Origin of the sequence: Aquimarina gracilis (assembly GCF_035285365.1) — a bacterium.
GTDB lineage: Bacteria > Bacteroidota > Bacteroidia > Flavobacteriales > Flavobacteriaceae > Aquimarina > Aquimarina gracilis.
Genome location: NZ_JAYKLX010000001.1, coordinates 245,731 through 271,987, shown reverse-complemented (window position 1 = coordinate 271,987; position 26,257 = coordinate 245,731). Strand labels below are relative to the sequence as shown.

At 34.8% G+C, this 26,257-nt stretch carries 25 protein-coding genes; 14 read left to right on the top strand and 11 right to left on the bottom strand.

From position 1 onward, the window contains the following. Nucleotides 1-53 precede the first annotated feature (53 nt). The 8 genes from U6A24_RS01130 to U6A24_RS01095 all read left to right on the top strand — a co-directional run bounded on the left by U6A24_RS01130 (nucleotide 54) and on the right by U6A24_RS01095 (nucleotide 8,147). A complete protein-coding gene (locus U6A24_RS01130) occupies nucleotides 54-824 on the top strand; it encodes an N-acetylmuramoyl-L-alanine amidase (RefSeq protein WP_324178093.1) in 771 nt (256 codons plus the stop codon). A gap of 140 nt (nucleotides 825-964) precedes the next feature. Further along, on the top strand, nucleotides 965-1,645 hold the full coding sequence (locus U6A24_RS01125; RefSeq protein ID WP_324178092.1) for a hypothetical protein: 681 nt from the start codon (nucleotides 965-967) through the stop codon (nucleotides 1,643-1,645). Between the two features lie 4 nt (nucleotides 1,646-1,649). Then, a complete protein-coding gene (locus U6A24_RS01120) occupies nucleotides 1,650-2,243 on the top strand; it encodes a hypothetical protein (RefSeq protein ID WP_324178091.1) in 594 nt (197 codons plus the stop codon). A gap of 283 nt (nucleotides 2,244-2,526) precedes the next feature. Then, a complete protein-coding gene (locus U6A24_RS01115) occupies nucleotides 2,527-4,287 on the top strand; it encodes a tetratricopeptide repeat protein (RefSeq protein WP_324178090.1) in 1,761 nt (586 codons plus the stop codon). Nucleotides 4,288-4,547: 260 nt separating this feature from the next. After that, nucleotides 4,548-6,203, top strand: coding sequence for an alpha/beta fold hydrolase (locus U6A24_RS01110; RefSeq protein ID WP_324178089.1), 1,656 nt, complete (start codon nucleotides 4,548-4,550; stop codon nucleotides 6,201-6,203). 80 nt (nucleotides 6,204-6,283) lie between these two features. Then, nucleotides 6,284-6,508: a hypothetical protein gene (locus tag U6A24_RS01105; RefSeq protein ID WP_324178088.1), complete on the top strand. Its 225-nt coding sequence runs from the start codon at nucleotides 6,284-6,286 to the stop codon at nucleotides 6,506-6,508. A 162-nt stretch (nucleotides 6,509-6,670) separates the two neighbouring features. Beyond that, nucleotides 6,671-6,892: a hypothetical protein gene (locus U6A24_RS01100; RefSeq protein ID WP_324178087.1), complete on the top strand. Its 222-nt coding sequence runs from the start codon at nucleotides 6,671-6,673 to the stop codon at nucleotides 6,890-6,892. Nucleotides 6,893-7,022: 130 nt separating this feature from the next. Then, the gene (locus tag U6A24_RS01095; protein WP_324178086.1) at nucleotides 7,023-8,147 is read left to right on the top strand and encodes a pentapeptide repeat-containing protein; all 1,125 of its coding nucleotides are present in this window, start codon (nucleotides 7,023-7,025) and stop codon (nucleotides 8,145-8,147) included. A 2-nt stretch (nucleotides 8,148-8,149) separates the two neighbouring features. On the opposite strand, the gene U6A24_RS01090 is transcribed toward U6A24_RS01095, so the two are convergent. Both U6A24_RS01090 and U6A24_RS01085 read right to left on the bottom strand, forming a co-directional pair. Further along, nucleotides 8,150-8,587: a hypothetical protein gene (locus U6A24_RS01090; RefSeq protein ID WP_324178085.1), complete on the bottom strand. Its 438-nt coding sequence runs from the start codon at nucleotides 8,585-8,587 to the stop codon at nucleotides 8,150-8,152. Between the two features lie 4 nt (nucleotides 8,588-8,591). Next, entirely contained in the window at nucleotides 8,592-9,299 is a 708-nt protein-coding gene (locus U6A24_RS01085; protein WP_324178084.1) for a methyltransferase domain-containing protein, read from the bottom strand. Nucleotides 9,300-9,370: 71 nt separating this feature from the next. On the opposite strand from U6A24_RS01085, the gene U6A24_RS01080 reads away from it, so the two are divergent. Beyond that, nucleotides 9,371-9,946, top strand: a complete 576-nt coding sequence (locus U6A24_RS01080; RefSeq protein ID WP_324178083.1) for a nitroreductase family protein — start codon at nucleotides 9,371-9,373, stop codon at nucleotides 9,944-9,946. A 56-nt stretch (nucleotides 9,947-10,002) separates the two neighbouring features. Here U6A24_RS01080 and U6A24_RS01075 read toward each other — a convergent pair whose 3' ends face one another. The 4 genes from U6A24_RS01075 to U6A24_RS01060 all read right to left on the bottom strand — a co-directional run bounded on the left by U6A24_RS01075 (nucleotide 10,003) and on the right by U6A24_RS01060 (nucleotide 12,928). Beyond that, complete coding sequence (locus U6A24_RS01075; protein ID WP_324178082.1) at nucleotides 10,003-10,353, bottom strand: hypothetical protein; 351 nt, start codon at nucleotides 10,351-10,353, stop codon at nucleotides 10,003-10,005. A gap of 154 nt (nucleotides 10,354-10,507) precedes the next feature. Continuing rightward, nucleotides 10,508-11,281, bottom strand: coding sequence for a TIGR03915 family putative DNA repair protein (locus U6A24_RS01070; protein ID WP_324178081.1), 774 nt, complete (start codon nucleotides 11,279-11,281; stop codon nucleotides 10,508-10,510). 11 nt (nucleotides 11,282-11,292) lie between these two features. After that, nucleotides 11,293-12,555 carry a putative DNA modification/repair radical SAM protein gene (locus tag U6A24_RS01065; RefSeq protein ID WP_324178080.1) on the bottom strand — a complete coding sequence of 421 codons (1,263 nt, stop codon included), beginning with the start codon at nucleotides 12,553-12,555 and terminating at the stop codon, nucleotides 11,293-11,295. Next, complete coding sequence (locus U6A24_RS01060) at nucleotides 12,545-12,928, bottom strand: endonuclease domain-containing protein (RefSeq protein ID WP_324178079.1); 384 nt, start codon at nucleotides 12,926-12,928, stop codon at nucleotides 12,545-12,547. Before U6A24_RS01060 ends, U6A24_RS01065 begins: the two co-directional genes overlap by 11 nt. A gap of 167 nt (nucleotides 12,929-13,095) precedes the next feature. Between U6A24_RS01060 and U6A24_RS01055 the strand changes: the two genes are divergently transcribed. After that, nucleotides 13,096-13,863 (top strand): XRE family transcriptional regulator, encoded by a 768-nt coding sequence (locus tag U6A24_RS01055; protein WP_324178078.1) that lies wholly within the window; start codon nucleotides 13,096-13,098, stop codon nucleotides 13,861-13,863. On the opposite strand, the gene U6A24_RS01050 is transcribed toward U6A24_RS01055, so the two are convergent. The 5 genes from U6A24_RS01050 to U6A24_RS01030 all read right to left on the bottom strand — a co-directional run bounded on the left by U6A24_RS01050 (nucleotide 13,860) and on the right by U6A24_RS01030 (nucleotide 21,748). Then, complete coding sequence (locus tag U6A24_RS01050; RefSeq protein WP_324178077.1) at nucleotides 13,860-14,861, bottom strand: App1 family protein; 1,002 nt, start codon at nucleotides 14,859-14,861, stop codon at nucleotides 13,860-13,862. The genes U6A24_RS01055 and U6A24_RS01050 overlap by 4 nt on opposite strands. Nucleotides 14,862-14,943: 82 nt before the next feature. After that, complete coding sequence (locus U6A24_RS01045) at nucleotides 14,944-17,322, bottom strand: sodium-translocating pyrophosphatase (protein WP_324178076.1); 2,379 nt, start codon at nucleotides 17,320-17,322, stop codon at nucleotides 14,944-14,946. A gap of 112 nt (nucleotides 17,323-17,434) precedes the next feature. Beyond that, nucleotides 17,435-17,965 carry an inorganic diphosphatase gene (locus U6A24_RS01040; RefSeq protein ID WP_324178075.1) on the bottom strand — a complete coding sequence of 177 codons (531 nt, stop codon included), beginning with the start codon at nucleotides 17,963-17,965 and terminating at the stop codon, nucleotides 17,435-17,437. 184 nt (nucleotides 17,966-18,149) lie between these two features. Then, entirely contained in the window at nucleotides 18,150-20,645 is a 2,496-nt protein-coding gene (locus U6A24_RS01035) for a DUF5686 and carboxypeptidase-like regulatory domain-containing protein (RefSeq protein WP_324178074.1), read from the bottom strand. 125 nt (nucleotides 20,646-20,770) lie between these two features. Continuing rightward, a complete protein-coding gene (locus U6A24_RS01030) occupies nucleotides 20,771-21,748 on the bottom strand; it encodes a pyruvate dehydrogenase complex E1 component subunit beta (protein WP_324178073.1) in 978 nt (325 codons plus the stop codon). A 164-nt stretch (nucleotides 21,749-21,912) separates the two neighbouring features. Here U6A24_RS01030 and U6A24_RS01025 point away from each other — a divergent pair, with 164 nt between their 5' ends. From U6A24_RS01025 to U6A24_RS01010, 4 genes are all read left to right on the top strand, one after another. Then, nucleotides 21,913-22,659, top strand: a complete 747-nt coding sequence (locus tag U6A24_RS01025; protein ID WP_324178072.1) for an electron transfer flavoprotein subunit beta/FixA family protein — start codon at nucleotides 21,913-21,915, stop codon at nucleotides 22,657-22,659. A 10-nt stretch (nucleotides 22,660-22,669) separates the two neighbouring features. After that, nucleotides 22,670-23,638, top strand: a complete 969-nt coding sequence (locus tag U6A24_RS01020; RefSeq protein WP_324178071.1) for an electron transfer flavoprotein subunit alpha/FixB family protein — start codon at nucleotides 22,670-22,672, stop codon at nucleotides 23,636-23,638. Nucleotides 23,639-23,724: 86 nt separating this feature from the next. Next, complete coding sequence (locus U6A24_RS01015) at nucleotides 23,725-24,342, top strand: bifunctional nuclease family protein (protein WP_324178070.1); 618 nt, start codon at nucleotides 23,725-23,727, stop codon at nucleotides 24,340-24,342. A 69-nt stretch (nucleotides 24,343-24,411) separates the two neighbouring features. After that, on the top strand, nucleotides 24,412-26,112 hold the full coding sequence (locus U6A24_RS01010) for a NupC/NupG family nucleoside CNT transporter (RefSeq protein WP_324178069.1): 1,701 nt from the start codon (nucleotides 24,412-24,414) through the stop codon (nucleotides 26,110-26,112). Nucleotides 26,113-26,257 lie beyond the last annotated feature (145 nt).

Sequence of the window (26,257 nt, the reverse complement as noted above, 5' to 3'; positions counted from 1 at the left end):
AACACCTGTTTCACGATACTTTTGGACAATCGATTATCTAATTCAAATATTCCATGAAAGCTACCAGTATTGCAAATCACGAAAAAACCTTTTTTGAAACAGGAAGAGACTCAGACGGCAAAGAATTTGTGTTAACAAATATGACTGTGCCCATTAAAGGGACTAACCAAGTAATGCCATATATAAATTGTAAGTCAAAAAATGGAGACACTTCGTTTTTTTATCAAGAAAAAAATACGAAGACGCAAATTGTACTTCATTATACAGCGGGTTATTTAAAAGGGGATGTAGCTGCTTTGTCTAAACCCAATAATCACGTATCTACTCCGTTTATCATTGCTCGAAATGGTAAGATCTTAAACTTATGGTCGTCTGCATATTGGTCATATCATTTAGGCTCTGGAGCAATTGGTGGTAATACCAATGGCAGCAAAAGAACCATTGCAATAGAAATGTCTAATATTGGTTTTTTAAAACGAATAGATAACAAATTGGTCACTGTGTATAGCGATACGGATGTGTATTGTGATATAAGCGAAAAACAATTTTATACCAAGTTGGAGTCGCCGTATCGCGGAGAATTATACTACGCCAGATTTACAAGACGACAATATCATAGTTTGCAGCTGTTACTTCGTTACTTAACTGCCGAATATGATATTCCTAGAGAATTTTTGCCAGAAGAGAAGCGATATATAACAGGGGCAGAAAATGAGTTGGTTAATTTTAAAGGTATAGTATCGCATGTAAATTACAGGTCTTCTGGTAAGTGGGATATAGGTCCAGCTTTTGATTGGAAAAAAGTAATCGAGAACATTTCATAATGCTCTTACCCCTGCATGATGTCGCAAAAATCAAAGAATTTGTCGCATCTGTTATAGTATGATGGCTAGCTGTAGACGTAATTTTGTTACTACAGGTATAGTGTGTCTTAAAATCGATGCACAAAATAAAATCATTGCACATGAAAAATCTCAACATTTCTTTTTTCCTTCTTCTCATTTGTATTTCAGGTTTTGTAAATAGTTGTGCGAGTTATGCTCCAAGAAATAATAAACTTTCTGTAGTCTTATCAAAAACACAACAAGCAATAACAGGTTTAGAAGAAAAAATTATCAAGTCTAAAGAAGATGAACTTATACAGGTCTATAGCAAATTGAATAAAAAAAGTGAGGAACTATTTCCGCTCTTAAAAAAATGTAATGACAAATATGCACTTACCACAGAGTATATAAAAACGTTACAAGAAACTGAAAAGATATTACGTAATATGGTAAAGGAGTATGAAACATTACCTGATAAGATCTTTATCCTAGATGCAATATCTCAAGATTATGATGCCAAGCTACAAACCATCAAAAATACCGCAAAAAACGACGCGACCACAAAAATTAAAGTAATAGTAAATTCAAATGAAGAAGAAGGATTTTTTGTTTTCGGAAAATTGTCCTACGAGCAGGGACAGGATATTAAAAGATTTCGGTTTAATCAACCTACTCAAAATGCTGTACAGGATTTTGTGCCTGGGTATTATCTATTTTGGTTAGAAAAAGAAGATCGTATAGGAGAGCCAGAACTACATCTTATTATGAGTAATGCTGGTGAAGAAGAGAAAACATTGGTTTTAAAAACTCCAAAATTGTAATACTATGTTGGTATCTAAGTTAAAGGAAGTTTGGAAAGAAATTACGTTGCTCAGTACCTGGATTGCTTCGGTAACTGGCGCGTTTATAATACCTCTACCTTCATGGTATGCATCAGACGAGAATACTTCGTTTTTTGTAAAATTTGGAGTCTTTATCGCTACAGTCCTAGCCGGATTTTTGATTTTGTACTCCCTAAAAAATAAAATAATACGTACGTGGATGCGTCTGTCTATCGAGTTTATTGTTCTTTTTATAGGGGCCTATGCCACATATCATTTTGCTCGTGAAACAAAAACATTACCCTACCTGGAAAAAGATATTGTTATTGGGGAAGAGCTATTGGTTAACAATCCATTTGAAGCCTTTAAAGCATCGCATGGATTTTTACCCGCACGAAATGAGCAGATGATGATTATTTTGGGTGATCCCGAAAAAGCCTGGACCAAAGAGAGTATTACATCAAATAGAATACAACTCATGGTACTGTTGTTTTTGTGTTATCTGTTTTCGGCGGGGTTTATTATTTCTTTTTGCAACCTTATCATTTTGCACAAAGAAAAATATCAAAAAAAGAATGATGTTTTATTAAATAAGTAGTGTTTTAAAAGTGTTTAGTTCGAAGTTTTGATAGAAAATACCTTTCAACTATTTCCTTTTCAATATCACAAATTTTTGGTCTTATGATCTTCTGTCTAAAGATTATATGATAATTATGCAATTTTCTTAAACAAAAGAAAAGTTCATTGATATATGTTGAAAATCTTCTAATATGTGTTGGATTTAACACTTGTTACGGGTGTGATTAAAAAAATGATAAGTAGTTTTATAGCAAATTTAAGCAGCTTAAAACCTATTATTCTACCTGTAACCAAGATTTTTCATGTTTTTTTTCAACATTTTTTTATGTCAATCCAGAAGATATGTATGTAAAAAGAAGTCTACTAGTTGTGTTTTTATTGGAGTTCTGTTTTTTCTGAGTTTTACAAAGTTATTTGCAAATACCCAAAAAATAGATAGTTTATTAGATCAATTAAATTCATATAAAAAAGAAGATACCATAAAAGTAGATCTTCTTAATACTATTGGTTTTGAATATTGGATCATAGATGCAAATAAGTCTATCACTTATGGTGAAGAAGCATTGCGATTATCAAGAATTTTATCCTACGTAAAGGGGCTTGCAAAAGCAAATCGTATTATTGGCGTAGCGTATTGGGCACAGGGGAATCAAAATAAGGCATTAGAATACCTGAATAATTCTCATAAGTTTTACGAAAAAATCCAGGATAAAACAGGATTAGCCAATACAAGGCTCAATATCGGGATGGTCTATGCCGATCTCAAAGAGTACAAAAAAGCGCTACATTATTATGAGCAAGCGATTAATGAGTTTACAGCTTTAGGGTTAAAAAGTAGAATTGCGACTACATTTACCAAAATAGGTACTTTGCTTATAGAACAGCATAAAGATGATGAGGCACTGCAATACCTTTCTGATGCCTTACAGATGCATACAGATAATAATTTCACATATGGTATAGCCGAGGCTCATAATAGACTAGGGAGATTATACTTGTACAAAAGTGAGATCGAACAGGCTCATTATCACATAAAAAAGTCTATGGAACAAGGTAGTAAAGTAAGTGATATTGATGGGCTAACCAATAACTTGATTATTCATGGAAAAATCCTTAGGCTTTCCAACCGATTAGATGAAGCCGCTATTGAATTAAACAAAGGTTTGGAACTCGCAAAAGAAAACGGCCTCAAAAAATACGAATTACTGGCATATGAAGAATTGAAAGAGTTGAAAAAGCTACAATCTGAACCGGATGAAGCTTACGCTTTTTACGATAAGTATCTTATTCTAAGAGATTCTCTTTTCAACTTAGAGAAATCAAAGCAAATTGCATACTTGGAATTTGAAAATGAGTTGAAAAGAAAAGATAAAGAACTGGTAGCTCTCAAAGTACAAGAGAAAAAGGATAACCTTATTCAGCTTATTTTGGTTTTAGGATTTTTGATTATATCAATGTGTGGAGGCATTATTTATATCATCACAAGACAACGTGCCAAAAAGAACAAACAGTTGACGTTGAAAAACCAGGAGCTTTTAGAATCAGCATTCGCACTTACTCAAAAAGAATTGGAGAATTCAGAATTGAAGCAGCAGGAATTGAAACAACAATTGGATTTTAAGAATAGGGAACTTAGCTCATACACACTTAATTTTATAAAAAAGAATGAGGTTGTTCAACAATTACAAAAAACTATTCAGAATATAAAAAGAGCTCCTTCTTTAGAAAAACAGAAATTGATTTCAGATCTCAATAAAATAATTCGAAAAAACCTTAGCATTGATAAAGATTGGGAAGATTTTGGCAGATTTTTTGAAGATGCACATCAAGGATTCTATTCAAGATTAAAATCAAAGCACGAGGGTTTAAGTACGAATGATTTGAAAATTTGCTCTTTGATACGATTAAATCTTAATGTTAAAGAAATGGCGAGCATTCTTGGAATATCCCCAGATAGCGCAAGAACGGCTCGATATCGCCTTCGCAAAAAGCTAAAACTAACTCCAGAGCAAGAGATTTTTACCTATTTGGTACACATGGAAAAAGAATCTGAGAACGTATAAAGAGTTATTATTGTATTAAAAATAGAAACAGCTTAAGTATTTGAAAATCAAGTTTTTGTTTGTTTTTTGTCTACAGATTGTACCCCCTTTTTAACAGTCTACTTTTTTAAAGTTCACATATTGTAGGTATTACTTTTATGGAGTAACCTTAAGCTTGCTATAGCTTTGTATTTGTTACACAACAAGTCGCTCATGTAATGATTGTAAAATCAGAGTTTGACATTTCTTATACCAAGAACCAACTTATTTTTTGATACGATATGATGAAACCTAAAACTGCCTATACCAAAAGTGGAAATGTGAATATAGCCTATCAAGTTTTTGGTTCTGGCCCCATTGATTTAGTATATATTCCTGGTTGGGTTTCTAATATCGATTGGATGTGGGCCTGTCCAGAGTTGGTTCATTTCTTGCAGGAATTGGGTAAAATAGCCAGAGTTATTTTGTTTGACAAACGTGGAACCGGACTTTCTGATCGAATTGTAAATTTTCCAACTTTAGAAGAAAGAATGGATGATATACGTGCTGTGATGGATGCAGTAGGTTCTGAAAAAGCAGTTTTATTTGGTCATTCTGAAGGAGGATCTGTATCGGCTCTTTTTGCAGCTACCTATCCCAACCGCACAATTTCCTTGCTTACCTTTGGTATTTTTGCAAAACGAAAATATTCTCCAGATTATCCTTGGGCACCAACCAATCAAGAGCGACAGGTAGTTTATGATATGATTGAAAAAAATTGGGGGAGCGGAGAGATGAACTTAGAATCATTAGCTCCTTCCAAGGCCGATGATAAGAGGTTTATGGATTGGCTAGCCAATTATTTTCGTTCGGGAGCCAGCCCAAGTGCTGCTATGATGTTAACAAAAATGAATACCGAAGTGGATATCATTGATATTTTGGGTTCTATAAAAGTTCCTACTTTGATCATGCAACGTACCCATGATATTGATGTTAAGATTGCAGAAGGACGGTTTATAGCCGAGCGTATCCAGGACTCAAAATTTGTGGAGCTCGAGGGTAGTGATCATTTGTTTTGGACCGGTAATACAAAGGTTATTTTGGAAGAAATGAAGGCTTTTATTTTAAAAGTGAGACCAGAACCGGTATATGAAAAAAAGCTGTTCACGGTTATGATAGGGAAAATTAATCCTTCTAAAACGCATAGCACAGAATACCAAAAGCTTATACAAAAGTATATAAAACAATATACAGGAAATATTATAGAGTATGATGCCCAAACATTTACTGCCACGTTTCAAGGGCCCAGCACAGCTACATTTTGTAGTATTGATCTAACCAACGCCATTAGAAATAGTAATGGTGAAGTATTTATTGGTATAGATATTAAAGAATGTTTTGTGAGGAATTGTATTTGTGAAGAAACAGAAGATTTTGCTGTAACAGTTTTTAAGCAACCCAAACCTAATCAAATAATCCTCACACAAACAGTAAAGAATTTATTGGTGGGGTCTGGAGTAAACCTTGTGCCTCATAAAACAATTTTTAAAACCGAATCTGGCCAACCTCTTTCGCTTTATGCAATTAGCGAAAAGTTAAAGCATGATAATTGCAAAAAAGTCAATGAAAAAAGACTCCCACAGCAGGATTCATTCTTAGAAAAAGTGCTTCAAAATATAGATAATCACTTAAGTAACGACTATTTTGGAGTAACAATGCTTTGTAAAGAGATAGGCATAAGTGAGCGACAACTACAACGTAAACTTAAGGCGATTACCGATAAATCACCGAATCAATTAATTTCCTCGGTACGTTTGCATCGGGCCAAAGAATTAATTTTAAGTCAACAAAAAACTATTGCTGAAATTGCTTTTCAGACTGGTTTTTCTAGCCCTTCTTACTTTTCTAAATGTTTTAAAAAAGAATTTGCATTAAGTCCCTCTGAGCTTATGAACTAAAAAATGATTTTATTTTACGGATTTCCGTAAAAAGTGCACCTAGAAATTTCTGAATTTAGCATCGTGATTAAATGTCAAAGATGAAGAAAGAAGGTGTAATACTTGATGAATACGAAAAGCTTATTCTTGATAAACTAAAAACAGGATCAACACAAGTTGATATTTCAAATTATCTTAAGGAGAAAAACATTGAGCCTCATAGCCTTAGGTCAATTGAGCACCGTATAAAAAATCTTAAAAAAAGATTTCAAGCAAAAACACTTATCGCTCTTATATATATACTTACCAAAAATAATCATATCTAACTCCTCAATTTAGTTTCCTTAGGTTTAAATACATCGGTAAACGACAAAAAAATGTTTTTGATCGGGTTTTACCGTTTTTATTCACCAGTTTTTTGATTGTCTGAAAATTAGATCAGTAACTTCATTATAAGTTATCAGTTAAGTTAATAAAGTGATTATATAATGAAAGACACTCTGGACATTTCAGATATACGTTTGATTATCCGGAATTTAATCACATTTATTGTGGTTGAAGGGAAGGAATACGTGAGCGATATTTATAAACGAGAGTATGTTTCTGGTTATGTACAGGTGCTTATTAAAACTATTCATCTTATCGAGGAAGAGGAGAGACTTTCCATTGTTGAAAATATTGCCGAAGACATCTCAAAGTACCTAGACTAAAATACCATTGGTTGGTTGTTTTTTTATGTTGATTCGAGAAAGCCTTTTTTATAACTATAAAAGAGGCTTTCTTTTTTTGGGTAATATTTTTTATATATTAAGCGTTTTATTATCCAAATCTTATATCATAGTGGACAACAAAGACTATATCGAACGGTTAAAAAAAGAAAACAAATTACTTCAGGATAAGCTGGATAAGATCAATGCTGGTAAGCAGAGAAAAAGACGTATTCGATGGTGGTTGTTAAAGAAATCAAGTGTTCCTGTCTTAGGTTCACGACTTAAAAATAGTATCACTAGTGCGATTAACGAGTATAAAGAATATAAAACAGTCTCTGTAGATACAGTTTCCGATGTTTCTTCAAGTGTGATTTGGCGAATAACCCGGATCGGGCTATTTGCTTTTTTCTTTGCGGTGTTGCCCTCGGCAATATTAATTGTTCAAACCATGTTTTTAAAAACCCAAAATGATTTGGTCGAAACCCAAACCGGATTGGTAGAATCTCAACGAAGATCTTCTCTTGTATTTGTAATGGATAATGTGTTAAGTGATTTGAACGAAGAATTGAAATACAAAAGTGTTAATTCTAAAAATAACATTAGTAATACATTACAAGCAAGAATAGTAAGCTTGTCTCGTGCTATGCAGCCTTATAAATATAAAGAGGGAGAAGAGTTGATCGAAAAAAAGATTAGTCCAGAACGTGGTCAATTGCTCTATAGTTTAATTAAAAGTGATTTGGGAGAACAATCATTAAGTGATATTTTTTATGCCGGAGATTTTGAATATAGTAACTTAAAAGAAGTATCACTGGGTAGAGGGGTTTATCTTAAGTATGCAAAATTAAATCATTCCAATTTTGCCAATGCAAATATGCCGGCAGCCAATTTGTCTAGTAGTGAGCTTAAAGAAGCAGATCTTCATGGTGTTAACCTTTCTGATGCCACCCTAAGTAGAGCAAGATTAATCAAGTCAAATTTTAAAAATGCAGAATTGGCGGGTACAGATTTTACGAATGCCAATGTGTCTGGAGCAGATTTTACTGGAGCAGATCTTTCAGAATCAAAGTTGTGGGGAGCAAAATTAGTGGACGCAAATTTAACCGACGCCATTCTTGATAATGTGATCGTGGATCGACAGGATTGGATGGATCATATAGACGCTTCTGGAGTAATTGGTGCAGGGGATATCGAAGATAAGTATAGAATCAAAAAACAAGGAAAACAACAGTTTGTGTTGGTGTCTAGAAAATAATTTTATTCAGTTTTTTGAGGAATAATAACCGAGTGTACTTTATTAACAAACCAGTTTCCTGCAGGAAAGTATAAAGCAAAAAACAGAGCCATACCTAAACTGAAGTTTTGAGGGTTAAAAAAATGGTCTAATACATTATCCGGATAAGCATAAGATGTTTTTAGCCAATACCCAAGAAACTCTAGTATCCCCATAGCTACAAGTCCGTAGGCATATTGTTCAAAGAACTTATATTCTCGTAAAAGTATCGAGATAGGAACCATATACAAAATATAACAGGTGATTACTTGCCACCAATACGTAAATCGAGCAATTTCCATTTCTGCTCCAAAACGATTCATACCCAATCCCCATAAGAAATAAACGATTACATAAACAAGTAATAAAGTTTTTGGTGTTGTTTTTAAGGTTGTTAGGTGTTTGTTTATTAGTTTCTTCATTGTTTTAAAGGTCTATTTTGATAATTAGTCTAAAAAACGGCTTTTTCAAGATTTTGAATTTCTTAATGCCAAAATCTTCAATTATTTTTTTTAGCTCAAACACCGAAAAGGCACGTTGTATTGCTATTAAACCATCTTTTTTTGCAATATGAGATATTGGAAGCAAATGTCTAATGAATTTAAACAAATAGTACGCTATTACATTCCTATACAGTTCACTAAAGATAACATGTTTAATAGTTCCTGATTCAATTTTTTTAAGAAAAACAAGAAGTCCTTCATTATCAAAATGATACATAAAATGACTGCTAATAAGAAGATCACAATCGGGTACTTTAAAAGCGGGATCGATGATGTTTGCCACTTTATAATCAATTTGTTTCGGGTTGGGGTTATTTTTGATGGCATAATCAATACTATGGGGATTTCCATCGATTCCTATAAAATGCGCTTTGACTCTACTTTTTTCCAGCTTTTTTGATAAATAAGTGATACAATCTCCACCACCGCAACCAAGGTCTACAATATGGATTTCATTCGTATTTTGATTCGCTCTACAATATTCAAGAACGGCTGTACCCAACTGCCTATGATTACCCAATACTGAATTAATGAATTTTAAGCTTTGCAAAGTTCGTTTAAGCGGAGTACCAGATAACGATAGATTGTCAAGCTCTTCTGGTGTATGTAAACGATTCTGCAGTTGCTTCATACTATTAAATTAATGATAAGATTCAATTTTAGTCCTTAGAATAGTAATAACTTTACAAAAAAAGAAATTATATGATTTATAAGAATATACATGAAGTTATAAAAAACCGAAGATCGGTTTTTCCTCCGCAGTATAATAATACTCCGGTTAGTAAAGAGTTTATAACAATGTTATTGGAAAATGCAAATTGGGCGCCAACACATCGATTAACACAACCCTGGCGTTTTAAAGTAGTACAGGGAGAAGCAAAAGAGCGACTGGGAACATTCTTATCAGATACCTATACAGATATTACACCAGATAATGAATTTTCTCCTTTCAAACACAAAAAAATTCGTAATAATTGTAAATCTGCAAGTGCAATATTGATTATTTGCATGCAACGCGATTTAAAAGAACGAATACCAGAATGGGAAGAAATAGCATCTACAGCCATGGCAGTCCAGAATATGTGGTTAACTTGCTCTGCATATCGAGTAGGGTGTTATTGGAGCAGCCCTAAATTGATTAATTATATGGGTGAATTTTTAGAGTTTGAAGAAGGGGAACGTTGTTTGGGTTTCTTTTATCTGGGGAATTATAGTGTAGAAGATGAGTTGACTTCAAAACGTACTCCTGTTACAGATAAAACTATGTGGGTAGAATAAAATATAAAAGCCATCTCAAATTTTGAGATGGCTTTTCTTAATCTAATATAACTTTGTTACTGCTTCTTTTTAAGGGCATCAGCGGCAGCATCAGCTGCTTTGTCAACACCTTCTTTTGCAGTTTCTTTTGCAGCGTCTACTGCTTCACCAGCAGCGTCTTTTGCGGCATCTACCGCTTCACCAGCAGCATCTTTTGCAGCGTCTACCGCTTCACCAGCAGCGTCTTTTGCAGCTTCTGCAGCTTCACCAGCAGCATCTTTTGCAGCTTCTGCAGTTTCTTTTGCAGCATCTACTGCCTCAGTAGCAGCATCTTTTGCAGCTTCTTCAGCCTCTTTAGCAGTTTCTCTACATGATGTTACTGTTAGAGCAAACGTTAGAGCCAAAGCTCCTAAAAATACTTTTTTCATAATAAATAGATATAGTTAATTGGTTACTTTAACGTCAAACATAATATTTTATTTCGTGTATTAAAAAATAATAATGGGTAAAAAATCCACACATTTGCGCTAAAACACAATATTTTAACGATTAAATGCTATTCTGATACCAATACTTCCCTGATTAAGTAGTGTTTTTCTCGATAAGATATTTCCAATATCGTTTAGGAAGATGTTGATGATGTAATTTTGTGTTTTTTCGTGATTTTATGTTTACATTTTCGTAATAGGTACTCCATAACTTTTGAGAATCAACTTCTTGGTTGGCGTAGTGGTTTTTAATTGTATTGATGTCAATTCCTTTTAAATTTTCGAATGTTACTATTTCTACAGAATGTAAGTCGTAGTAAATGCCGTATTTTCTGGCAGTGTCAAAAATCAACCATTTTTGATCGGCATAGCGATCCTTAAAGTGATGTGTTATTAAAGGCAAGACATTAAAGTCGGGTGAAACTGTAGCCACGTACAATCCATCTTTGATAAGTTGAAAACGTACAAAGGCCTCCATTCTATGTTTTTCTCGGCCCACCATACGTGCCACCTGACTTATTTTCAGAATATCCTTATTACTAAAATCAATATTATTATTGGTCTCTTTGGTAAAAGTACTTCTCATATAACTTAACAAAGTATTTTCAACACCTTTGATTTCACTTAAAAAAGCTTTGAAAAAATCTCTTTGTTCACTTAAATTCGTTTTTTTCTTAAAGCCATTCCATACTCTTTCAGCTTTGTCCTTTTGGGTAACAACTTGTTCGCTTATTGTAAAAAGCTGATTGTTGGTTTGTGTTTTTTTTCTAATTATTGGAGCGGATATTTTTTGTTCATAGGCCATAAAAACACTACATAAAAACCCATCAAAAGTGCCATCATAAAGAAGTATAGTTTGCGGATTCATTGAAGGGAATTTTAAGAAAATAAACTTAATTGTTGATTAAAATACGTTCTGTATTTACTATTAGAGTTTTTCACTATTTTATTTTTGAGCGCTACGGGAGAAAGGTCCTTATTATAAAAGTCTTTAGAATTGCAAATAATGAAGTATTGTGCTTTATTTAGGGCTATACCAATTGCTTTAAGATGTGACCAATCCAGATTTCTAAATTTTCTGGCATGCATAATTTTGTATACAGATTGCATACCAATTCCTGGTATGCGGGCCAACATTCGTTTTTCTGCTTTATTAATATCTACAGGAAATAAGTGCAAGTTACGTAATGCCCAACCCAATTTTGGATCAATATCCAACTCTAGATTTTTATAAGAGTCATTTAGCAGTTCGTTTATCGAAAAACCATAAAACCTAAGTAACCAATCAGTCTGATACAATCTGTTTTCCCTTAGCATTGGTACGGCGGTACCTAATGAAGGAAGACGATCATCGGCAAGTACAGGTACGTATCCAGAGTAATACACTCGGCGCATATTAAATTTTTTATAATAATATGTAGCCGAATACATGATATCACGGTCACTTTCTCCGGTTGCACCAATAATCATTTGTGTACTTTGCCCCGCGGGAGCGAATCTTGGAGTACTTTTAATGATTTTGCGTTCTACTTTGTATTGAATGATTTCATTTTTTACTTTTTCCATTGGTTTAATGAAATCGTCATGCTTTTTGTCTGGAGCCAGAAGTTTCAAACCGGATATTGTTGGAATCTCAATGTTTACACTTAAGCGATCTGCATATAACCCGGCTTCATACATAAGGTCATCACTTGCACCAGGTATTGATTTTAAATGAATGTATCCATTAAAATTTTCTTCTAATCGAAGTTTTTTGGCGACCTGTATGAGTCGTTCCATAGTATAATCTGCATTTTTGAAGATGCCAGAACTTAAGAATAACCCCTCAATGTAGTTTCTTCGATAAAAATTTATGGTAAGGTCTACAACTTCTTGAATTTTAAAAGCTGCTCTTTTAATATCATTACTTTTTCTCGTTACACAATATGCGCAATCAAAAATACAATGATTGGTAAGTAGAATTTTTAACAGGGATACACAGCGACCATCTTCGGTATAACTATGGCAAATTCCCATACCTGTATTATTGCCCAAACCTTTATTGCTATTAGAGCGTTTGCCGCCACTACTGGCGCAAGATACATCATACTTTGCGGCGTCGGCCAGGATAGAAAGCTTTTCTCTTACACGATCAAACGACATAAGAATTTGAAGTTGTGGCCTGCACCTGATTTTTGATAGCTCTAAAAATTTCGTCGATATCGACCAATACCTGATAATCGGTAAATCTTAATACCGTTACTCCCAGTGAAGCAATAAATAACTTTTTGGAAGCGTCCTGATTGTGAATATCTTGAAACTCATGCGCATATCCATCAATTTCGATTGCGATCTTTAATTCTGGACAATAAAAGTCAAAATGGTAACGACCAATTTGTTGGTTTTTTAGGAAATGATATCCTTTTTCCAATAATTTGTCCTGTAGGATATCTATAGCCTTAATGGTGTTGTTTAAAGAATGACGAATAACTTTTTCGGGTAGTTTTTGATGTAATGGGATAATTTGTGTTGACATAGCTGGCTGATTTAGTTGTAATTTTTCCAAATTTATGGAATTTTTCCATAAATATTAAAATATATTTATGTTAAAATTGGAATTATTCCAAAATCTTTTATCTTTGTTAGTAATTATCCCAAATCCTAGAGGTGTGTATCTGAGATAATAATTAAAATCCTGACTTTATGGATAATTTGACTGACCAAACCATTAAGCGATTTAAACAAATTCGCGAAGAGAACCATTATACCCAATCTGATTTTGCTGGAATCTTGCAGATTAAAAATTCAACAGCAGATATCGAAAGAGGGAAGACCAAAATTTCGGGGAAAGTCGTTGCCAGACTATTACAAGAATTTAATATTAACCCTTTGTGGCTCTTTGGCGAGAGTAATCAAAAGAAGATCCAATTGCATCAAGGGGATGTGTCGCCAAAAGTTGTAACTGTAGATTCGCAAAACAATGAAAATATTGTTTTGGTGAATGTAAAAGCAGCTGCAGGGTATCCTCACAATGTACAAGATTTGGATTGGTACCAACAGCTGCCTGCATTTGATATTCCTTTACCAGAGTACCGCAATGCAACCTATCGTGGTTTTCAGGTAGAAGGGGATAGTATGATGCCGGTTTTAGAACCGAAAGAGTGGGTCATTGGCAAGGCAATTAATAACCTCTCTGAAATTGGAAACAATGCAATTTGTGTTGTCGTTTTGGAAGATAGCGTAGTGGTAAAAAAAATTAGAAAGAATGAAGATGCTTCTGTTATTACGTTAATTTCTTTGAACCCCGAATATCTACCCTATAACGTGCAAACACATCAAATTGTTGAATTATGGGAAGTAAATAGCAAATTGAGCTTTAATATTGATGCGAATTCTGATTCGGCGAGTATTAAGCAATTGCAAGAGGCAATGTTAGCGCTTACTTCAGAGGTTAGAAGTATGAAGAGCTAATTAATAAGTCCTAGCTTTGTAGCGTGTTCCATAGCTTCTTCGGCACTGTGAACAAGTAAAATCGGTGAAGCATCAAAGGATTGAATTATCTTTTTGATTCGTTTTTCTTTGCGTCTATGGTTTACATTTCTTAAATAAATTGCCAAAATACGGCCTGGAAAATCCTGAGCTATTTTGGTGTATATATCTGCGTCCTTTTCTCCACTGTCACCGATCAAAATAAACTTCATTTCTGGATACATTTTCAGAAGATTTAAAATTTCGGATAGTTTATGTGGCATTTTCGGTTTGGGCGTTTTGTCAAAAGGAGTTCTGAAGTCCCTTAATAAAATGGGGCCTTTAGGGAAGTTGTTCTTCTTAAAAAAAGCATTTAGGTAGTCATATAAATTCCAGGGACTATTACTCACATAAAAAAAAGGATTCTTCGGATTGTTTTTTTTACCTAACTGTAATCTCTTGTAAAATTTTACAGTACCGTCAATTGCCTTACGTTTATCAAAATTTTTAAATATAGTATTTACAATAACTCTCCATTTAAAGAATGAGGCAACACCGGTATGTAATATAGTATCATCTATATCACTAATCACTCCATATTCAGCTTCTTTAGAGGGGATCAGCATTTCGCTGGCAAAGGTGTTGAGATTGCTTATTTCTTTTTTGGTTTCTTCTTCTTTATATGAAACGCTATAGGTTACCCATCCGGTTTTATTCAAATATTGGGATAGTGAAACAATTTCAAGTTCCAGATGATAATATCCTTCATGATCGGTTGAAGCTTCAATAGTTTGGTTGTTTGGAAGCTTTAATGTTAATGAAACATTCCTTACTTCATCACTCTCAAATTGCCGGTATATATTCCGTAAGGTTTTTAATGTTCCCTGATTGTGACTAAAATCTACATTTTCATCTTCTAAAGCTCTACCGGTTGCTCGGAAAAGGGTATTTGTTCCATAGCCAAGGTAAGTATTTATGCGCAAAGCTTTTTTTCTGAACATAGATTAGAAAAGTAGATTTTGACATAAAAATAAACAACCTCGCCCAAAAGAGCGAGGTTGTTGTATGTTATTTTTGACTTTTTTATTTAAGTGAGACCTTTATTTTTTTAACTTCAGCCTCTACTTCTTCAAGAGATCCTTTAAATTCTTGTACTTCTTGAATTATTTTTCCATCTTTTGTAGTCTCATAAGTAACCGTTGCAACTGCTAAGTCTCCATCCATTTTGAAAGCTACTTTAACCTTCTTTTTAGCATTGCTTTCCAATGCGTCAATAACCTCGACATTGTGACTTGCGACAGCAGTTCCTTCAGTATGCCCTCCTAAAATCGGAGCGATCACTAAACCAACAAGGCACGTTAGTTTGATTAAAATATTCATAGATGGACCAGAAGTGTCTTTAAAAGGATCACCAACCGTATCACCAGTTACTGCAGCTTTGTGGGCGTCAGAGCCTTTGTACGTCATTTCTCCATTGATTTCAACTCCAGCTTCAAAAGATTTTTTGGCGTTATCCCAGGCACCTCCAGCATTATTTTGGAAAATAGCCCACATAACACCGGATACACAAACACCTGCCATATAACCTCCTAATGGTTCTGCTCCAAAAAGTAGTCCAATGATAATTGGAGTAATAATAGTAATTAATCCAGGTAATATCATCTCTTTTAATGCTGCTTTTGTTGAAATATCAACACATTTTGCATATTCTGGAGTACCAGTGCCTTCCATAATACCTGGTATTTCTTTAAACTGGCGGCGTACTTCTTGTACCATTTCCATTGCTGCTTTACCTACAGATTTCATGGCTAAGGCAGAGAAGATCACTGGAATCATCCCTCCAACAAAAAGCATGGCTAGTACATCGGCTTTAAAGATATTAATACCATCAATTCCTGTAAATGTAACATATGCCGCAAATAAGGCTAATGCAGTTAATGCCGCAGAAGCAATAGCAAAGCCTTTTCCTACAGCAGCTGTTGTATTTCCAACAGAATCCAGAATATCTGTTCGCTCGCGCACATGGTCTTCTAATTCACTCATTTCAGCAACTCCACCCGCATTGTCTGCGATAGGTCCAAAGGCGTCAATAGCCAATTGCATTGCTGTGGTAGCCATCATTGCCGAAGCTGCTAATGCCACACCATAGAACCCGGCAAGTTCATAGGATCCATAAATTGCAGCAGCAAAAAGGATTACCGATAAAAACGTAGATTTCATTCCAACTGCGAGACCGGCAATAATATTGGTAGCTGCTCCTGTCGAGCTGTTTTGAACGATATCTAAGACTGGTTTTTTGCCTAAACTGGTGTAATATGCAGTTACAACAGAAATTAGCGCACCCACGGCCAAGCCAATTAGTGTAGAATAAAATACATTCATTGAAGAAACTGATTTAAACCCTTCACCGAAAAAATTCATTTGCAATGTTTCAGGTAACATATATTGAATCAGGAAATAACTAGCTATAACGGTTAATATAATAGCAACCCAGTTACCAAGATCTAATGCTTTTTGTACTTGTGCTTCTTTGGCCTCATTATTCTTCACGCTTACTAGAAAAGTTCCAATGATTGAAGCTAATATACCTACACCGGCGATAACAACTGGCAGTAGGATAGGGCCCATATTACCAAAAGCATCAGTAAACTGAGTGGTTTGCGACATATCTCTAATCACATAGTTTCCTAATACCATAGCGGCCAGTACTGTTGCTACGTAAGAGCCAAATAAATCTGCTCCCATTCCTGCAACATCTCCTACGTTATCTCCTACATTATCGGCAATGGTTGCTGGATTACGTGGATCGTCCTCTGGGATCCCCGCTTCAACTTTACCAACAAGATCGGCTCCAACATCGGCAGCTTTTGTATAGATACCACCCCCAACACGAGCAAAAAGAGCAATAGATTCTGCTCCCAAAGAGAAACCGGCCAGAGCTTCTAGTACAATAGTCATATTATTATAAAAAGATCCTTCTGCACCCATAAATTGACTGGTAAAGAACATAAAGAACAAGCTAAGTCCTAGTACTGCAAGTCCTGCAACGCCAAGCCCCATTACTGTTCCACCGCCAAAAGATACTTTTAATGCCTGTGGAAGACTTGTTTTTGCCGCTTCTGCAGTTCTTGCGTTAGCTTCAGTGGCGATACGCATACCTATATTACCGGCAAGAGCAGAAAAGATGGCTCCAAAAACAAAAGCCGGTACAATCATCCAACTTGTCGTAGGGACCAATAATGAAATGCCAAAAAGAGCTGCCGAAGCAATAACTACAAAAATTACCAATAGCCTATATTCTGCAGCTAGAAATGCCAAAGCACCTTCTTTAATACTTTTAGAAATTTCTTGCATTCTTTCATTACCAGGAGCTTGCTTTTTTACCCAAGCCATTTTGATAAACATGAAAAGTAACCCCAAAATTGCCAATGCAATTGGCACAAAGATCATATTTGATTCCATTAAATATATTTTAAGTTAATTAGTCGCTAAAAGTAGTAAAAATACCCTAAATAGAAAAAGCACAATATTTTGTTATAAATATTGCGCTTTTTAACAGTTTTTGGATTAAAAATTAGTGGATACTAAATAATCCGGCGGGTTTGTCTTTAATATCTTCAAAACGCTTTACGCATGCTTTGATAATCTCTTTGGCTTCATCTATATTTCCCCATCCGCCAACATCGACTTTCTTTTCTTCTAAATCCTTATATACCTGGAAAAAATGTTCTATTTCTTTAATGAGATGAGGGTTCATTTCTTTTAAATCTGCTAATCTATTTGCAATAGGATCGGCTACAGGGACACATATAATCTTTTCGTCAGGTCCTTTCTCATCAGCCATATGAAATACTCCTATTGGTTTTACTTCGATCACGCACCCTGGAAATGTAGGTTCGGTAACCAATACCAAAACATCAAGTGGGTCTCCATCTAATGCCATAGTTTCAGGAATGAATCCGTAATCAGCAGGATACATCATTGAAGAAAATATCATGCGATCATATCTTATTTTTTTTATATCAAAATCGTATTCATATTTATTACGACTCCCCTTTGGGATTTCGATAAGTACATCAAAGCTCTCACTATTCGCTGCGCTCATAATTTTTGTTTTCTTTTTTAATGGGCGGCAAAGATAGGTATTACAAGGAGTTAGTTAAAATTTATACAAAGAAATTATTGCTTTTTTGAGTAATTTCTATTTCGATACTAAACTATAACGTTTTCAATAACATTAAAAACACTAAAACTTAATGTAAAAATAATGAGAAAAGTCTCCGTTTCTTTTAGAAATAGAAACCAAAAGACCCAGTAACTCCAAATTTTCGGGCATCTGGATTATCAAAATAATTTCCTCTGAAATGGAAATCAATCCTGAAAATTTTAAAAATATTTCCAACGCCCAGGCTATATTCCCAATAGATTTCATCTTCTGGAGCTATCAAAATTTCATTTGAAGGAGCACTTAATAGAAGGTTCTCTTCAGATAGTTGTCCCCATGCACCTCGTATGCCTACTAATTCTCGAAGATTTAGTTTTCGTAGGAAAGGGATTCGTGAAAATATTCTTCCGTTAAAATTATGCTCAAGATGCAGTGTTGCATAGGTGTCGGTTACAAATTCGTAGAAGTTAAGTAATGGGAATGTATTATAAATGGATAGGTAAGTTTGGTTACCTGGAATCACACTTAACAAACCTAGAGGCACATCTCCAAAAGTTTTACCAACTTCAAGAGTACTATTTAATCTTCCAAAACCTCCAATATTCCAGGGTTGTTGATATAGGAATTGAACTTTTTGGTACTCGAAATCACTTTCTATAAGATCTTTTAAACCTACACTATAATTAAGAAATATTGTAGCAAAATCGCCGTCATTTACCGTTACTCTATCGACTCCGTATCCGGTTGTTTTTCTACCTGGAAAGTAAGCAATGGAAGTAGCTATTTCTGTTTGCTTGATTTGAGATTCTAATTCATTGGTTTCCGGATTTACAAAATCAAGACTAAATAAAGATCGATCTGCAGGTTTTAAGGTGCGAAAAGATCCAGTAATGCCCACAGTTAGATTCTTTTTGGGTTCCAGTTGCATTGAAAATGCGGAAAGATTAATCGAGGTTAATCTATCATTGTCCCCTGTCGCAATGATCGAAGATGACGCAAGACTTCTTCCTTCCACGTCATTGGTGTTAGTTAAACTGGCTCCAAGTTGCTCAACATCTCTGCGATTTCCGGCAGTAACAATAAGTCTGGATTTTCGATCTACCAAATACTTTCCGGATATACCGTATTTAAATTTATTATCTTTAAATCCATAAGCTCCGTACCCTTCAATCCTCCATCTGTCATTGGCGGTAAAGTAAGTTCGACCTCCGGCTCGCAGTCTCCATCCTTCAATATCATTAAACCCTACTGTAGAAAATAATGGCCCAAAGTCAAAACCGTCAAATTCTATATATCCTGTTGCCAAAATGGTACCAATATTATATAATCTTTTGAACGCTTTAACGGTTCTTAATGTATCCAAAAGTTTGTATACTTTCTTTTCATCTTTATTAAGTTCTTCCATCCGGGCATTTTCCCAAAAAGAATCTTCACGATTATATATATCTTGGTCATATGGGTCTACCTGGCTTTGATAGAATTTTTTATCTTTTTTAATATCAAACTTGTAATTGTCATAAAGGGTAGTTCTTTTGCCATATACCCCTCTGGATTTTTCTTTTTTACTGAAAGCAAAATCGGATTGAAAGTAATCTTTTGTAATCAGAAATATGGAGTCATTTAGGACATCAAACTCTTGCTCGATATATAAATCTTTTACCCAGTTGATGTTTGCACTTTTGGTAACTTCAAGATTAATATCTTTAATTGCCCAAGTAGTATCATTTACCCAAAAATCTCCTTGAAAAGTAAGTTCATTCTTTCGTCTAGGGTAATAGATAATATTATAGCACCATTTGTTGTCGATGTATGCGCTGTCTGTAAGTACATAGTTGTAAACATCGATACCTGTTCTTGATAAGGGGCTTGTAAAACTTTTGTCAAAAAACTTTAAGTAATTATCATACACATCATAATCAGAATAGAGGTCTTTGACAAAAGCGATTAAGGTTTGATTGTCACTAAAACCTGCATTTTTATTACCTGTTAAAACTTCTTTGAAGTCATTTGATGTGTTATCACCATACACTTTTGAAATAGCTTCATTAAGGAAAATAGGAAGGTATGTTTTACCAGTAATTCTAGATGTGTCGACATCATCAAAAATGAATTCCATACCATTAAAAATACGACTATTGATTAATGCGCTATCAATGGTATTAAGGTCGAACTCTAGTTTTTCGTACTTGTTGTATTGATATTGTTTAAACTTTTTAACGCCATTGGCTCTCCTGTTTTTCCATATCTTTCTTAAAATATCAATAGCAGGATTATTTTTTTTGGAAGTTTTTCCTTTGTAGATGACTACCTCATCAAGTGCAGCAGCTTCTTCTTCAAGGATGATCTCCATATTATAGGTAACACGCTTTGCGAGCTCTATATTTTTGGTCTTGAAACCGATAAAAGAAATTTTGATATTAGAGTAGTTTTCGTCGGACTCCATATAGAATCTACCATTTTCATCGGTAATTGTTCCAACAGTAGAATTTACAAAAACTACATTGGCAAATGGTATAGGTTGATTATAACTATCGTAAACCTGACCACCAACTTTAGTTTGTGCGAAAAGAAATGCACAACTAAATACGGATAAAATCCCCCCTAAAATCAGTTTTCTCATCTAAAGATATTAAATGTTAATACTTGTTGATAATGACAAGTGGATTGCATCAATTTTTGGGCCATTTTTAATACAATATCTACATGGGTGTAAAATTGATGAAACGTAAAATGAAAATTTTCATTTTATTTATACATCACTTTTTTTACAGCTTTTATAACATCTGTACTATTTGGCAGCCATTCTTCTAATAATACTGGGGAATAGGGGGTAGGCGTGTCTGCAGTATTAATTTTGATGATTGGCGCATCCAGATAATCAAAAATATTGGATTGAACTTGATATGTGATTTCTGAAGCTATATTGGCAAGTGGCCAAGCTTCTTCTAGAATTACTAAACGATTGGTTTTCTTTACAGAGGTGAAAATAGCATCAAGATCCAAAGGACGTACGGTTCTTAGATCGATGATTTCACACGAAATATTTTCCTTGGCAAGCTCATCGGCAGCTTTATACGCTTCTTTTATAATTTTACCAAAAGAAACGATTGTCACATCAGAACCATCTCGTTTTATTTCGGCGACACCAAGAGGAATGGTGTATTCTCCTTCAGGAACTTCTCCTTTGTCTCCATACATTTGCTCACTTTCCATGAAGATAACAGGATCGTTGTCACGTATAGCAGATTTTAGTAAACCCTTGGCATCTTTTGGATTTGAAGGAACCACGACTTTTAAACCAGGTGTGTTGGCAAACCAGTTTTCAAATGCCTGAGAGTGAGTAGCACCTAATTGCCCGGCAGAAGCGGTTGGTCCTCTAAAAACTATTGGAATATTAAACTGACCTCCACTCATCTGGCGCATTTTGGCAGCGTTATTTATGATTTGATCAATTCCAACCAGAGAGAAATTGAATGTCATAAACTCAATAATAGGACGGTTTCCATTCATGGCGCTTCCCACACCAATTCCGGCAAAACCTAATTCAGAGATAGGAGTATCAAGAACTCTGTCGGGTCCAAATTCATCTAGCATACCTTTACTAGCTTTATAGGCACCATTATACTCTGCAACCTCTTCACCCATAAGATAAACAGATTCATCTCTGCGCATTTCTTCACTCATTGCTTCGCAAATTGCTTCTCTGAATTGTATCGTTTTCATTGATATAAATGTTATTTTTGTGCTATACGAAAGGCAAAAGTAGCAATTAATAACTTTTTGGAATACCTGAAAATTAAAAAATTTATTATGCACGCATAGTAAATTCGACATTTTATTTGTACCTTCGCGATTATTATTAAATTCTCAAAAAATACCTATATAAAATGAAGATATTAGTATGTATTAGCCATGTGCCAGACACAACTTCCAAAATTAATTTTACGGATGGTGATACTAAATTTGATACAAATGGGGTACAATTTGTAATTAACCCTAACGATGAATTTGGTTTAACTCGTGCGATGTGGTTCAAGGAAAAACAAGGTGCGACAGTAGATGTTGTAAATGTTGGAGGACCAGAAACCGAGCCTACGTTACGTAAGGCGCTGGCTATTGGAGCAGATAACGCAATTAGAGTAAATACAGAGGCTACCGATGGTTTTTATGTTGCTAAACAGCTTGCAAAAGTTGTTCAGGATGGAGGGTATGACCTAATTATTGGAGGTAGAGAATCTATTGATTATAATGGAGGAATGGTTCCGGGAATGGTAGCTGCAATTACTGGTGCCAACTTTATTAATACTTGTATTGGTCTTGAAATCGAAGGAGATACGGCAACTGCTACAAGAGAAATTGATGGAGGAAAAGAAACTGCCACAACTAAATTACCACTTGTTGTTGGAGGCCAAAAAGGATTAGTAGAGGAAAGTGACCTTCGTATACCTAATATGAGAGGAATTATGATGGCACGTAAAAAACCTCTTACTGTAGTCGAGCCTGTAGAAGCAGGTCAGGAAACCAAGGCAGTTCAATTTGAGAAGCCCGCACCAAAAGGTGATGTAAAACTGGTTTCTCCAGACAACGTTCAAGAACTTATAGATTTATTACATAACGAAGCAAAAGCTATTTAAAAGAAAAAATATGTCAGTTTTAGTATATACAGAAAGCGAAGGCGGAAAATTTAAAAAAGCTGCTTTTGAAGTTGCTTCTTACGCAAAAGAAGTGGCAAATATGTTAGGAACAACAGTAACTGCTGTTAGTGTAAATGGAGGAGATGCGAGTGAATTAGGAACATATGGTGTAGATAAAGTTTTAGAAGTAAAAAATGATAAGTTAGCTACTTTTAATGCAAAAGCGTATGCTGATGCCTTAAAACAAGCTGCAGAAAAAGAAGGAGCCAAGGTGGTTGTGGTAAGCTCTTCGGCTGATAGTAAATTTTTAGCTCCTTTATTGGCAGTAAATCTTGATGCCGGTTATGCTTCAAATGTTGTTGCCTTGCCAGAAAGTGCAGCTCCATTTAAAGTAAAACGTACTGCATTTACAAACAAAGCATTCAATATTACAGAAATTTCTACAGATGTTAAAGTGGTAGGATTGTCGAATAATGCATTTGGTTTAAAAGAAAATTCAGGTGCAGCTACAGCTGAAGCATTTGAACCCGCTCTTTCTGATGCAGATTTTGGTGTAAATGTAACCGCGGTTGATAAAGCTACAGATAAGGTTTCTATTGCCGATGCAGAAATTGTAGTGTCTGGGGGACGCGGCCTTAAAGGGCCCGAAAATTGGAATATGATTGAAGATCTGGCCGATGTTCTAGGGGCAGCAACTGCTTGTTCAAAGCCTGTAAGTGATATGGGTTGGAGACCACATAGCGAACACGTAGGGCAAACAGGAAAACCTGTAGCGTCCAATTTGTATATCGCAATAGGGGTTTCTGGAGCTATTCAGCACCTTGCTGGAATTAATGCAAGTAAGGTTAAGGTTGTTATAAATAATGATCCCGAAGCTCCTTTCTTTAAAGCCGCAGACTACGGAATCGTAGGAGACGCCTTTGAAGTAGTCCCTAAACTTATCGAAAAATTAAAGGAATTTAAGTCGAATAACGCATAATTTTCATAAATTGTGCCCAATTAAGGGCTGTTTGAACTTTGGTAAAAGTCCGCATGTTCAAACAGCCTTTTTTTATTGAGAGCAATATGAGTTTAGTTCGACTGAACATAAAAGGAATATCTTACAGTCAAACCCAGAATGGGGCATACGCACTAATTTTAAGTGAAGTGGATGGAGAAAGAAAGCTACCTATAGTAATTGGCGCTTTTGAAGCACAATCTATAGCAATAGCTTTAGAAAAAGAAATAAAACCTCCTAGACCCTTAACGCATGATCTTTTTAAAAACTTTGCAGATCGTTTTGATATTTTAGTCAAACAAGTAATTATTCACAAGCTTGTTGATGGAGTTTTTTATTCGAGTATCATCTGCGAGCGTGATAAAATTGAAGAAATCATTGATGCCAGAACAAGTGATGCAATTGCATTGGCTTTACGCTTTCAAGCTCCAATATTTACTTATAAAAATATCCTAGATCAAGCTGGTATTTACCTCAAAGTAAACCCTAAAAAAGAAGACGAAAACGATCCCGAAAGCTTGTTGGTAGATGAGCTAGTGTCTGAAGATGTTGAAATGGTTGGTAAAGAAACTAGCTATAAAGATCTGTCACTAGAGGAATTAAATAAGATGTTGGATCAAGCTGTAGCCAATGAAGATTATGAGCTAGCTGCCAGAATCAGAGACGAAATTTCTAAACGCGGATAAGTTTTGTTAGTTGCATTCACACACTTCTTAAGGGAATCTAAATTATATTTTTAAATGATTTCAATTTCTATGAAGAGAGTATTATTTACTTTTCTATTTTCATTATCTGTATGTACTACTTTAACAGCACAATCCATTGAGAAAAAATGGACTTTCGACCATACCGAAGAATCTTCAGAACAGTCCTTCGAAACCAAAAAAAATAACTACTTCGAATTTGTTGATGGTACTTTTTCTTACCTTTTAAAAGATAAAAAAACTCTTAAAGGGGATTATTTACGTCAGAATAATGTTTTGTTGTTATTTCCAGAAATTGCTGAAGATTCAATTATAAAATACAAAATAAAAACACTTACCGATTCGACATTGGTATTGTCAAAAAATAGAAACACCTACTCTTTGGTTTCTCAAAAAGAGATAATTTCTTTACCAGAAACTCAAGAAGTTAATCAATTGGTGCCTAATCAGGGATTTTCTTTCAGTAGTTTATGGCGAGGTTTACTAGGAATGTTAGTGCTTCTGGTGATTGCATACTTATTCAGTAGTAACCGAAAAGCTATTAATTGGAAAACAGTTGGATTAGGTGTCGGGTTTCAGTTAATAATTGCCATTGGAGTTTTAAAAGTGCCGCTTGTTCAAACGATATTTGAATGGGTTGGAAGTCTATTTGTTAGTGTTTTAGATTTTACTAGAGCAGGGAGTAAATTTCTGTTTGAAGGTTTGGTTGTAGACATGGACACCTTTGGTTTTATATTTGCTTTTCAAGTATTACCAACGATTATATTCTTTTCAGCTTTAACCTCCTTATTATTTTATTTAGGGATTATTCAAAAAGTAGTAAAAGGCTTGGCTTGGTTGTTAACAAAAGCACTAAAGATATCTGGGGCAGAAAGTTTAAGTGTGGCAGGTAACATCTTTTTAGGCCAAACCGAAGCACCTCTATTGATAAAGGCGTATTTAGAAAAGATGAATAAGTCTGAAATGCTATTGGTTATGATCGGTGGTATGGCCACTGTTGCTGGAGCTGTACTTGCAGCTTATATCGGATTTTTAGGAGGTGACGACCCCGTTTTACGATTACAATTTGCAAAACACCTATTAGCAGCATCAGTAATGGCAGCTCCTGGAGCAATTGTAATTTCTAAAATACTATTTCCGCAAACAGAAGAAATTAATACAGATGTTCATGTTTCTTCAGAAAAAATAGGGTCGAATATTTTAGACGCTATAGCAAATGGAACAACTGAAGGCTTAAGACTGGCTGTAAATGTTGGCGCTATGTTGTTAGTGTTTGTAGCCTTTATTGCCATGCTGAATGGTATATTAAGCTGGATTGGAGATATCACTTCTGTAAACGCTTGGATAGCATCAAACACAGCATACCAAAGCTTATCTCTCGAACTTATTTTGGGCTATCTTTTTGCTCCATTAATGTGGCTTATTGGAGTCGCCAAAGAAGACATCGCTTTAATGGGTCAACTCCTGGGGATAAAACTGGCAGCGAGCGAGTTTGTTGGCTATATACAATTAGCGGATTTAAAAAATGTAACAAATGCAACGCATCTTACCTATAATAAATCGGTAATTATGGCTACCTATATGTTGTGTGGGTTCGCAAATTTTGCCTCAATAGGAATACAAATAGGAGGGATTGGATCACTTGCACCAGGACAAAGAAAAACCCTTTCCGAATTTGGAATGAAAGCTTTAATTGGTGGCACAATCGCTTCATTGTTGTCTGCAACTATTGCAGGAATGATTATTGGATAAAAATTACCAAGGTATTTTATTAAAAATATAATATTAACAACCCTTTGATAACTATTTTATAATCTTAGGGTTAAACCATATCCAGAAACCTATTTTTTGTATATTTGAAAAGCACTTATTAAACTTTAAACAAACTATCAACGTA

Bases quoted from the DNA above. Each gene is read 5' to 3' on its own strand.
- U6A24_RS01125 (WP_324178092.1), top strand. From the start codon at position 965: ATGAAAAATCTCAACATTTCTTTTTTCCTTCTTCTCATTTGTATTTCA.
- U6A24_RS01090 (WP_324178085.1), bottom strand. From the start codon at position 8,587: ATGAAGAAACTAATAAACAAACACCTAACAACCTTAAAAACAACACCA.
- U6A24_RS01040 (WP_324178075.1), bottom strand. From the start codon at position 17,965: ATGAGCGCAGCGAATAGTGAGAGCTTTGATGTACTTATCGAAATCCCA.
- U6A24_RS01020 (WP_324178071.1), top strand. From the start codon at position 22,670: ATGTCAGTTTTAGTATATACAGAAAGCGAAGGCGGAAAATTTAAAAAA.
- U6A24_RS01045 (WP_324178076.1), bottom strand. From the start codon at position 17,322: ATGGAATCAAATATGATCTTTGTGCCAATTGCATTGGCAATTTTGGGG.
- U6A24_RS01055 (WP_324178078.1), top strand. From the start codon at position 13,096: ATGGATAATTTGACTGACCAAACCATTAAGCGATTTAAACAAATTCGC.
- U6A24_RS01050 (WP_324178077.1), bottom strand. From the start codon at position 14,861: ATGTTCAGAAAAAAAGCTTTGCGCATAAATACTTACCTTGGCTATGGA.
- U6A24_RS01130 (WP_324178093.1), top strand. From the start codon at position 54: ATGAAAGCTACCAGTATTGCAAATCACGAAAAAACCTTTTTTGAAACA.
- U6A24_RS01100 (WP_324178087.1), top strand. From the start codon at position 6,671: ATGAAAGACACTCTGGACATTTCAGATATACGTTTGATTATCCGGAAT.
- U6A24_RS01065 (WP_324178080.1), bottom strand. From the start codon at position 12,555: ATGTCGTTTGATCGTGTAAGAGAAAAGCTTTCTATCCTGGCCGACGCC.
- U6A24_RS01025 (WP_324178072.1), top strand. From the start codon at position 21,913: ATGAAGATATTAGTATGTATTAGCCATGTGCCAGACACAACTTCCAAA.
- U6A24_RS01035 (WP_324178074.1), bottom strand. From the start codon at position 20,645: ATGAGAAAACTGATTTTAGGGGGGATTTTATCCGTATTTAGTTGTGCA.
- U6A24_RS01105 (WP_324178088.1), top strand. From the start codon at position 6,284: ATGAAGAAAGAAGGTGTAATACTTGATGAATACGAAAAGCTTATTCTT.
- U6A24_RS01120 (WP_324178091.1), top strand. From the start codon at position 1,650: ATGTTGGTATCTAAGTTAAAGGAAGTTTGGAAAGAAATTACGTTGCTC.
- U6A24_RS01010 (WP_324178069.1), top strand. From the start codon at position 24,412: ATGAAGAGAGTATTATTTACTTTTCTATTTTCATTATCTGTATGTACT.
- U6A24_RS01075 (WP_324178082.1), bottom strand. From the start codon at position 10,353: ATGAAAAAAGTATTTTTAGGAGCTTTGGCTCTAACGTTTGCTCTAACA.
- U6A24_RS01080 (WP_324178083.1), top strand. From the start codon at position 9,371: ATGATTTATAAGAATATACATGAAGTTATAAAAAACCGAAGATCGGTT.
- U6A24_RS01015 (WP_324178070.1), top strand. From the start codon at position 23,725: ATGAGTTTAGTTCGACTGAACATAAAAGGAATATCTTACAGTCAAACC.
- U6A24_RS01030 (WP_324178073.1), bottom strand. From the start codon at position 21,748: ATGAAAACGATACAATTCAGAGAAGCAATTTGCGAAGCAATGAGTGAA.
- U6A24_RS01110 (WP_324178089.1), top strand. From the start codon at position 4,548: ATGATGAAACCTAAAACTGCCTATACCAAAAGTGGAAATGTGAATATA.
- U6A24_RS01060 (WP_324178079.1), bottom strand. From the start codon at position 12,928: ATGTCAACACAAATTATCCCATTACATCAAAAACTACCCGAAAAAGTT.
- U6A24_RS01085 (WP_324178084.1), bottom strand. From the start codon at position 9,299: ATGAAGCAACTGCAGAATCGTTTACATACACCAGAAGAGCTTGACAAT.
- U6A24_RS01115 (WP_324178090.1), top strand. From the start codon at position 2,527: ATGTTTTTTTTCAACATTTTTTTATGTCAATCCAGAAGATATGTATGT.
- U6A24_RS01070 (WP_324178081.1), bottom strand. From the start codon at position 11,281: ATGAATCCGCAAACTATACTTCTTTATGATGGCACTTTTGATGGGTTT.